We start from the raw sequence: 8,869 nt of genomic DNA, 5'->3' as shown, positions 1-8,869 counted from the left end.
AAGGCAACCCAAATAACCACAGTTCTAAACTACTTGCGGCTTTAAATGATGCTTTTACAAGCATCGCCCTAGTTCCTACATTTAATGGCATGCCCTTTGCTTTCATTCATAAGCAGCCTATTGGCCTTGCTTAACCAAAAAATAACATGGCTATTAACAAGCCACAGGTAAAAGGTAGTTGTTTTGGTTAACCAATTGAAATTACAGAACCCGATAGCAACCAACCTGTGTAAGGTATATAGCCATGAAAAATAAAAATATCGTTTAGCCCACCCTCTGAACAGACCCGTTACTGAAATCTCTCGAGAACCCTATGTGGATTGTTCAAATCGCCCTCCGACGTCCTTACACCTTTCTTGTGGCGGCCCTACTGATTCTGTTGTCGACCCCTTACGTGTTAAGCAAAATGCCAACGGATATTTTTCCGAACATCGATATTCCGGTGGTGGCGATGCTTTGGGATTACAAGGGCATGAACGCCAAGGAAATTTCTGACCGTCTGGCGGGATCGGTCGAGCGTTCCATGTCGTTGATTGATGGCATCGAACACAGTGAATCGCTGTCGTATGCTGGGTCATCAGTCATCAAAGTGTTTTTCCATCCCGACACTGACATCAGGACTGCCATTGCACAAGTCATGTCCAGCAGTAATTCAGTCTATCGCTCCTTACCAACCAGCACCGCCCCACCCCAGGTAATCCAATATTCGGCTTCCGATTTACCGTTAGTACAGTTGGGCATTTCCAGCAGCACCGTACCGGAAACGGAAGTGAACGATTTAGTCAACAACATTGTCCGGAGTGCACTTCAATCCAAACCGGGTGTCGCCGTGACCAACCCGTTCGGCTCCAAAAGCCGACAGGTTACAATCGATATAGACCCGCACGCACTTTTAAGCCGGGGACTTAGCCCCGCCGACCTGGTCGATGCAATGGCTGAGCAAAACCTGATTTTGCCGACTGGAACGATTAAGGTCGGTTCGACTGAATATGACGTCACCCTCAACGGCGCAATCGCCGCGATACCCCGCATCGGCGATATTCCGGTGCGCACAGCCAACGGCACGACCACCCTGATCCGGGATGTAGCAAACGTAAGGGATGGTTCAGCGCCGATGACCACTATCGCACGACAGAATGGCGAGCGAGGTATCCTCAACTCCATTTTCAAAAGGGGAAACGTCTCGACATTGGATGTCGCCGATCACGTAAGGCAAGTTATACCGAAGATGTTGGCCCAAATGCCAGAAGGCATCAATATGAAATTGATGTTCGATCAATCGCTGTTTGTGAAGGCCGCTGTGGGCAACGTGGTCCACGAAGCATTAATTGCCGCCGGCTTGACCGCCGCCATGATCCTACTGTTCCTTGGCAACTGGCGGAGTACGTGTATCATCGCTGTATCTATCCCCTTATCCATCATGTGTTCGCTTATCGTGCTTTACCTGATTGGCGAAACCATCAATCTCATGACGATGGGCGGCTTGGCGCTGGCAGTAGGCATCTTGGTCGACGATGCCACTGTTGAAATCGAAAATATTGAGCGGCAAATGCTAATGGGCAAAAACCCCCATCAAGCTATCCTTGACGGTGCGGCAGAAATCGCGATGCCTGCCTTTGTCTCGACCTTGTGTATCTGTATCGTGTTTGTACCGATGTTCTTTCTGACCGGCGTTGCCCGCAGCCTGTTCGTGCCGATGGCGGAGGCAGTGGTGTTTGCCATGCTGGCCTCCTACTTGTTATCGCGGACGTTGGTACCAACCCTGGTAATGTACATGATGTCCGGACATCACAACCGGAAAAACCAATCATCGGCAAATTTCATAGCCCGTAAATTCAAGCACATTCACCATAGTTTTGAACATGGTTTTGAGATTTTCCGGGAGTATTATCTTATCCTGTTAAGCCATCTGCTCATGCATCGTTTGCGTTACGGCTCGGCCTTTCTTGGCTTTTGCCTACTGTCGCTGACACTCGTGCCGCTGCTCGGCCAGGATTTGTTCCCTGCGGTCGACGCAGGCCAAATCAGGTTGCATGTCCGCGCGCCGACAGGCACACGGATAGAGGAAATGCCTGCGTTGATAGACGAAATAGAAAAAGTCATACGAGAACGCATACCCAGCGAAGAGATTGGGGATATTTTGGACATTATCGGCGGCCCCTATAGCACACGGAACACCTTATTTGGCAATTCCGGGACGGTAGAAACGGCGGACACCGAAATCATGGTCTCCCTGCGCCCAAGTAACCACGCACCGAGCGAAGATTATATCAAGGCGTTACGTGCAGAATTACCCAATCGGTTCCCAAGTATCGAGTTCTTTTTTCAACCCGCAGACCAGGTAAGCCAGACGCTCAATTTTGGCATCCCGGCGCCCATCGATATCCAATTTCTTGGCGGCAAGCCCGAAGAGGTTATGCCTTTAGTCGTAGAACTTAACAATCGCTTACGGCAAATTCCTGGCCTTGTCGATGCCCATATTTATCAACGGACCAACAGGCCTGCATTAAGCCTGGATATGAATCGAACACAGCTTCAACAACTTGGGCTATCGGCACGAAACCTTGCACAGAACCTTTTGTTGACCCTGAGCGGCAGCATGCAAACTGCGCCCACCTACTGGTTAAATCCTAGCAATGGTAATACGGTAAACATTGGTGTCATAGGTAACCCACTCGAACTCGACAGTATAGAGGCACTCATGCGGACGCCTGTAGGAGGTGAAGGTAACAATGCTCCGCAGCTGTTGGGTAACCTAGTGAACTTGAAACGCTCAGTACAACCGGTGCTGGTGACTCATTACAACAATAATAATGTGTTCAATATTTACGCAAATGTCGAAGGCCGCGACTTGGGTTCGGTCAGTGCTGATATTGATCGCCTGATTGAACAAAGCCAGGCAAAGTTGCCGCGTGGGGTGGAACTAATAGTCAGGGGACAGATCCAGACCCTCAACAGCTCTTTTCTTGGGCTCGCAACAGGCTTGGCTGTAGCAATTGTGTTACTGTATTTATTGTTAGTGGTCAACTTTCAATCTTGGCTCGACCCGCTGATAATCATTAGCGCATTACCCGCAGCGCTGGCGGGAATCGCCTGGACATTGTTCCTAACGGGAACCACTTTAAGCATCCCGGCGTTAACAGGCAGCATCATGGCTATGGGTGTTGTCACCGCCAACAGTATCCTGCTGGTATCTTTCGCCCGAACCCGGCTTCGGGAGGGCGTACCGCCTTTAACAGCAGCATTGGAAGCGGCGTCCACCCGCTTGCGGCCCGTCATGATGACCGCTTTCGCCATGATCATCGGCATGTTACCGATGGCGGTCGGCTGGGGCGAAGGTGCTGAACAAAACGCCCCTTTGGGTCGTGCCGTTATCGGTGGCCTAACATTCGCGACTGTTTCTACCTTGCTGTTTGTCCCTATTGTTTTCGCCAGCGCACATCGTTGGCTCGATCATCGCTTTTTAAACCGTGCGATACCTTTAGCTGAATAAAAACCATAATGAGCAATCACCACCAACAACCCCTATTTGCCACATCGTCAATTGAAAACCCACAGCGCACCCTAGTTGCCGTCAAAAGAATCGTGGGCATCCTGTTACTCTTTTTAATGATGGCAGGAGGATGTCGGTTAGTGCTTAACCAACGGGAAACAAACATCCTGCAAATGCGCACCGAGGCAAGCCTAGGACGTAGTGTTATTGGGGTACATTCTCGCTCAGGCGAAACGTCACATAAGATTGTGTTGCCGGCCAGCCTGCATGGTAACGAAGAAACCCAGATCTATGCCCGCAGCAACGGTTATCTAAGCGCATGGTATAAGACGATTGGCGACCAGGTTAAGAAAGGCGAACTGCTAGCCCTAATCGACATCCCCGAATTGGAACAAGAACTGGCGCAAAGCCGTGCTGCGCTATCGCAGATAAAAGTCAGGCTTGAACTTGCCCAGACGACATTGAAACGATGGACAATCCTTAAAGAAAGCGACAGTGCCATTGAACAGGAATACGACGAAAAACGTAGCGCTGTTTTACAGGCAAAAGCCGATTTGGCGACAGCCGAACTCAATGTAAAACGCCTAGAAAAAATTGAAAGCTACCGGCGCATCGTTGCCCCATTCCCCGGAGTCATTACCCGTCGGTCTATTGAAGTGGGCAGTTTGGTCAACGCAGGGACAAAGGAGCTGTTTGCACTCACACAGAATGACCCGCTCCGATTGACGGCCTGGGTTCCACAAATGTACGCAGGCGATATCAAAATCGGCCAAAAAGTATCCGTACGCCCTATAGAAGCAAAAAGGAAAACCTTGATCGCCCAAATCGACCATGTGGCTGGCGCGCTTGACCCAATCAACCGGTCACGCCAGGTTGAAATTACGCTCCAAAATAAAGATGGAAAGTTGTTGCCGGGATCCTATGTGGAACTAACGATCAATGTCGATGTAAAAACCAATCCCCTGGTTGTGCCTGCCAATGTGTTAGTGATCGACCAGGCGGGTACGCACATTGTTGTTGTGGAAAACGAAAACCGTATAGCTTTTCACCCGGTAAAACTGGGTCGTGATTTCGGACGGGAAGTTGAAATCCTCGAAGGCATAGCCCCCAAGGATGTGCTGGTAGCCAGCCCTTCGGACCTTCTGGTCGAGGGTGAAAAGGTAACGGTAATAGAACCGAAACCTAACAAAGAAAATACCGCCAAATCTTAATACTGAAAACCCAGAGATAGCCAAATTTTTTAAGCCATTTATAAGCTTTGAACTTTAAAAACATTATCTATGCATTTTCCCTATAAGTCGAACAGTAAGCTTCCGGATGTAGGCACGACTATTTTTACTGTAATGAGTAAATTGGCAGCCGAACACGATGCAATCAATCTTTCTCAGGGCTTTCCCGATTTTGATTGTCATGAAGGGCTTGTATCGCTTGTCAACAAATTCATGAAAGCAGGAAACAACCAATATGCCCCAATGTCGGGAATCATAGGCCTTAGGGAAATACTGGCCGAAAAAATAGAGGACTTATACGGAACACAATACGACCCCGACACTGAAATCACGATTACCGCCGGTGCCACACAGGCGATTTATACCGCGATTGCAGCAGTGATCCGCGAAGGCGATGAAGTCATTATTTTTGAACCGGCTTACGATAGCTACCAACCGGCAATTACGTTAAACGGCGGCATAACCGTCCATCTCAAGTTGCGGACACCGGGTTATACAATTGATTGGCAAGAAGTGAAAAGAAGCATCAACCCACTTACAAAAATGATCATCATCAACACTCCGCACAATCCAACCGGTACCGTGCTGAGCGCTGCCGACACACTCATACTGGCAGAAATCACCAAAGGCACCGATATCATTATTCTCAGCGACGAAGTCTACGAACATATTATTTTTGATGACCAACCCCATCACAGTGTGGCAAGGTTTAGACCGCTGGCAGAACGCAGTTTTATTATTTCGTCCTTCGGAAAAACGATACATGCGACAGGTTGGAAAGTTGGTTATTGCGCAGCGCCAAAAAACTTAATGGCAGAATTCAGAAAGGTACATCAGTTTCTGGTGTTTTCAGTCAACACCCCCGTCCAGTTTGCTTTGGCAGAATTCTTAGGGCAAAAAGGCCATTATTTATCGCTGGGAAAATTTTATCAGCAAAAACGGGATTATTTTATCGACTTGATTAAAAATTCAAAATTCGGAATCGTCCCATCTGCCGGCACCTACTTTCAACTGTTGAATTACCAAACAATAAGTAATGAAAAAGATACTGATTATGCACAACGTTTGACCAAAGAATTTGGCGTCGCTTCAATCCCTGTATCGGCTTTTTATCACCAGCAGGAAGATAACAAGGTGTTACGGTTTTGTTTCGCTAAAAAGGAAGATACCTTGGAAAAGGCCGCAGTAATCTTGAATAAAATTTGATCAAACCAATGAATATCTACGTAGCATGGAATCCGCAACTCATGCAGTCATGGTGTTGCCCCAAACAAACCTTCTAGTCAGAAAGATAGCTCGTTAATTGATAAACCATGCTTTTCATACCCATTAAATACTCACGATGACTAAATTTGAAACCTACTTTTTCCAACACACGGATTGAAGCCAGATTGCCCGGATGCGTGAAAGCTATCAAAATCTTAAAATCTAGCCTATGAAAACATTCGCGAACCCAAGCCGATGCGACTTCGGTCGCAAAACCTTTATTCCAGTACTCAGGCAGCAATCGATAGCCTAACTCGAAATGCTGGCATTCCGGGAAATACATAGGCCCCGCGTCACCCATCGGCTTCATAGAATCACGTTCAAGAATAATCCACTTTGCATATCCATGCTGCTCGTGGTGTTCCTGATAGTGAGCTATCCTTGCAACAGTATCTTCCAATGCTGCATCTGGTCCATTAGGCGTAAATTTCATAACCTCTGGATCACCAAACCACGAAAACGACACTATTGCATCATTTTCTGAAAATGGCCTCAGGACAGTTCTATTGGTCTTAATTTCACTAAGTTGCATATAATGCTATACATTCATCCAGAGAGGTTGGGTTGATGAAACAGCCGTTACCCTAACTTTCGTTCAAAACATCCTATCCGCTATTTTGCTGCCGCTGGAGTTGAGGTTGCAGACCCAATTCCAAAAATTTGCAAGATTGTATCGCCGTCTTTCGCGCCGTCATAATGAACCTCGTTGCCGTAATGGGTGACAAAGCTACCTGCTGGAATCGGCTTTAAATTCTCCACATTATAGTCAGTGCCAGTGCCCACCCACCATGTCCCTGAAATCACGGTAATGAAGCGGTCGTTCGAGTGTGAATGCGGTTTGCTGTTGTGGTGCGCTTTCCACTTATTCAGCACCACATAAAGACCGGGTTTGGATGGGTCGCCGACAAGTACCGCACTTTCCGAACCTCCGGGATTAGCGACCCATTTGATCTCATCGGGCAGCCTGATCGTGATAGCCTTGGGATCAAGCTCGGCCGCAGTCAGGATACCCAAGTAAAGGTAAAGGCTGATTGCCACTATCCGTCGCATAATTGCTTGGACTATTACATAACGTTTCATTTCAATTCCCCGATAATGATCGTGACCTTTTGCATGTTCCAGCCATCGGTTAAGGGGCAGGCGGAAGTTGAAACCGGCTCAACTCAGGTGGAATAACTGCTTTTTCGGTATGCGGCGTACCAGTGGGCACCCATCCATAAGGCACCGGCTGGCCACGATATAATTGATTGTTGGCGGTTGCCCGACCGGTGAATGGGTCTTTGCCTTTGCGTAAATAAGGATTGACATATTCCCAGACAATTTCGCCTTCGCGGGTTACCTGAAAAAGGCGGCCACTTTGGCCTTCATCGACAAAAGTATTGCCATTAGGCAATCGACGGGCGGCGCTGATGTGTGTGCTGCGGAACGACCACGTTGGCCCTCCGGAGTCTTCCCCAGTATATTGCCAGACAATTTCTTTTTTAACCGGATCAATTTCAAGCACCCGAGAACCGCCGGTTCTGGGTACAGATGCTGGCGGGTAACCCGCTACACCCTGATTATCGAAAACAAGTAAATTGCCAGCGCCGGGCAACCCTTCTGGAATGATGTGGGCATCATGTTGTGCGCTAATCTGGTCGACCGGCCTGGGCACTTTACGGGAATATTGCTGCTCTTCGCTGACATCCGAATAATGGGGGCCCAGTCGCCACGCTATCTTCCCGGTTTTCTTGTCGATGATGGCAATGAAATTGGCGTTACGGGCATCGAACAGCAAATTGTCGGGATTAAAACGTTTGTCACCAGATGCAAACCAATGGTTAGCGCCAACTACCTTAAGGTTGTTGACGTGCAGATAATCGGCTATATCCGCGTTGCGCACCAACTTAAGTTCGTTAGGTGTAAACCCGAACTCATTGAGGTGTTCGGAAGCAATCCATTTCCAGACAACTTCGCCGACCGGATTGACTTCATAAACCACGTCATCCAATACTTTTGGCTGCTTAAAGCCTTTGACGGGATGTACTAAATTGGCGAGTATCACGGTATTGCCATTGGGCAGGCGCGCCCAGTCATGGTGTTGCTGGGCAACCCCGCCAGGGGCTTTTTCTCCAAACGACCAAACGACTTTGCCATCCCAATCCAATTCGGCAACCGTCTTGGCAACCTTCCTGTTAACTTGTCCCGGAATCAGGCCCGTTCCTTTTCCTTCGACTGTATCAAGCGTCACAAATACATGCCCAAGTTTGCCGCCGTTCACAGATGGGTCGATCAGTGTGCTGTGGCTGGCAGCGTCCTTCCATTCATGCACTGAATTTCCATTCATATCGATCAAATGAGCAATGTTGTCGCCGCTGGTAAAAAGCACGTAGGAATTGAATGCCTTATTCGGGTCATAACGTGTTGTACCGGTCGGATAAATGCTGGGCGCTGCATTTATCGATTCACAATTTATTGTGCCGACCACACCCAACGCCGTTATAAGCACAATTAGCCTATTTCGATTAATCCTGTTTGGACTATGGGACTTAAATTTGTTAAGGAAAGTTGTTTGCACTGTATTGATCCTGTTGCTTTTGATAAATGGGATTATCGGTTTTATTTCCGTTGAGATAGGGATAATGGGTTGGATGTCCTTCATCGAGTGCATACCCAGTCACATTACGAATGCGTCGAAATGTCAATTGCAATCGAGCTTAAGGCTATTCCGTAAAGAACCTTGCCGCTTGATTGTTCAAGCCCTTAGTCAAGGCATTCGTTTTATTGGCAGTACTTGATAATTTTTTCTCCGAATTAGGCAACAAGCCGTAGAGCCCGAGCTTGTGCCTGAGCACATTCCTGCTGATGTCCAGCAGGCGTGCGGTCTGCACCTGGTTTTGTT

Annotated in this window: 6 protein-coding genes; 3 read left to right on the top strand and 3 right to left on the bottom strand. The window is 48.1% G+C overall.

Features of this window, described 5'->3' with window-relative positions; translation table 11 throughout:
* Positions 1–313: 313 nt before the first annotated feature.
* The 3 genes from MGMO_RS13550 (at position 314) to MGMO_RS13540 (ending at position 5,928) form a co-directional block, all read left to right on the top strand.
* The gene (locus tag MGMO_RS13550) at positions 314–3,493 is read left to right on the top strand and encodes an efflux RND transporter permease subunit (RefSeq protein ID WP_023495622.1); all 3,180 of its coding nucleotides are present in this window, start codon (positions 314–316) and stop codon (positions 3,491–3,493) included.
* Positions 3,494–3,501: 8 nt separating this feature from the next.
* Positions 3,502–4,704 (top strand): efflux RND transporter periplasmic adaptor subunit, encoded by a 1,203-nt coding sequence (locus MGMO_RS13545; protein WP_023495621.1) that lies wholly within the window; start codon positions 3,502–3,504, stop codon positions 4,702–4,704.
* Positions 4,705–4,773: 69 nt separating this feature from the next.
* Positions 4,774–5,928 (top strand): methionine aminotransferase, encoded by a 1,155-nt coding sequence (locus MGMO_RS13540; RefSeq protein WP_023495620.1) that lies wholly within the window; start codon positions 4,774–4,776, stop codon positions 5,926–5,928.
* Between the two features lie 73 nt (positions 5,929–6,001).
* Here MGMO_RS13540 and MGMO_RS13535 read toward each other — a convergent pair whose 3' ends face one another.
* The 3 genes from MGMO_RS13535 to MGMO_RS13525 form a co-directional block, all read right to left on the bottom strand.
* Positions 6,002–6,520: a GNAT family N-acetyltransferase gene (locus tag MGMO_RS13535; protein ID WP_023495619.1), complete on the bottom strand. Its 519-nt coding sequence runs from the start codon at positions 6,518–6,520 to the stop codon at positions 6,002–6,004.
* Positions 6,521–6,600: 80 nt separating this feature from the next.
* Complete coding sequence (locus MGMO_RS13530) at positions 6,601–7,068, bottom strand: cupin domain-containing protein (RefSeq protein WP_023495618.1); 468 nt, start codon at positions 7,066–7,068, stop codon at positions 6,601–6,603.
* A gap of 49 nt (positions 7,069–7,117) precedes the next feature.
* A complete protein-coding gene (locus tag MGMO_RS13525) occupies positions 7,118–8,476 on the bottom strand; it encodes an aryl-sulfate sulfotransferase (protein ID WP_235557287.1) in 1,359 nt (452 codons plus the stop codon).
* Positions 8,477–8,869: the final 393 nt, after the last annotated feature.

This window comes from Methyloglobulus morosus KoM1 (assembly GCF_000496735.2).
Taxonomy (GTDB): domain Bacteria; phylum Pseudomonadota; class Gammaproteobacteria; order Methylococcales; family Methylomonadaceae; genus Methyloglobulus; species Methyloglobulus morosus.
The sequence above is the reverse complement of the archived record's forward strand: the minus strand, read 5'-3'. Positions and strand labels throughout refer to the sequence as shown.

Bases quoted from the DNA above. Each gene is read 5' to 3' on its own strand.
- MGMO_RS13550 (WP_023495622.1), top strand. From the start codon at position 314: ATGTGGATTGTTCAAATCGCCCTCCGACGTCCTTACACCTTTCTTGTG.
- MGMO_RS13545 (WP_023495621.1), top strand. From the start codon at position 3,502: ATGAGCAATCACCACCAACAACCCCTATTTGCCACATCGTCAATTGAA.
- MGMO_RS13540 (WP_023495620.1), top strand. From the start codon at position 4,774: ATGCATTTTCCCTATAAGTCGAACAGTAAGCTTCCGGATGTAGGCACG.
- MGMO_RS13535 (WP_023495619.1), bottom strand. From the start codon at position 6,520: ATGCAACTTAGTGAAATTAAGACCAATAGAACTGTCCTGAGGCCATTT.
- MGMO_RS13530 (WP_023495618.1), bottom strand. From the start codon at position 7,068: ATGAAACGTTATGTAATAGTCCAAGCAATTATGCGACGGATAGTGGCA.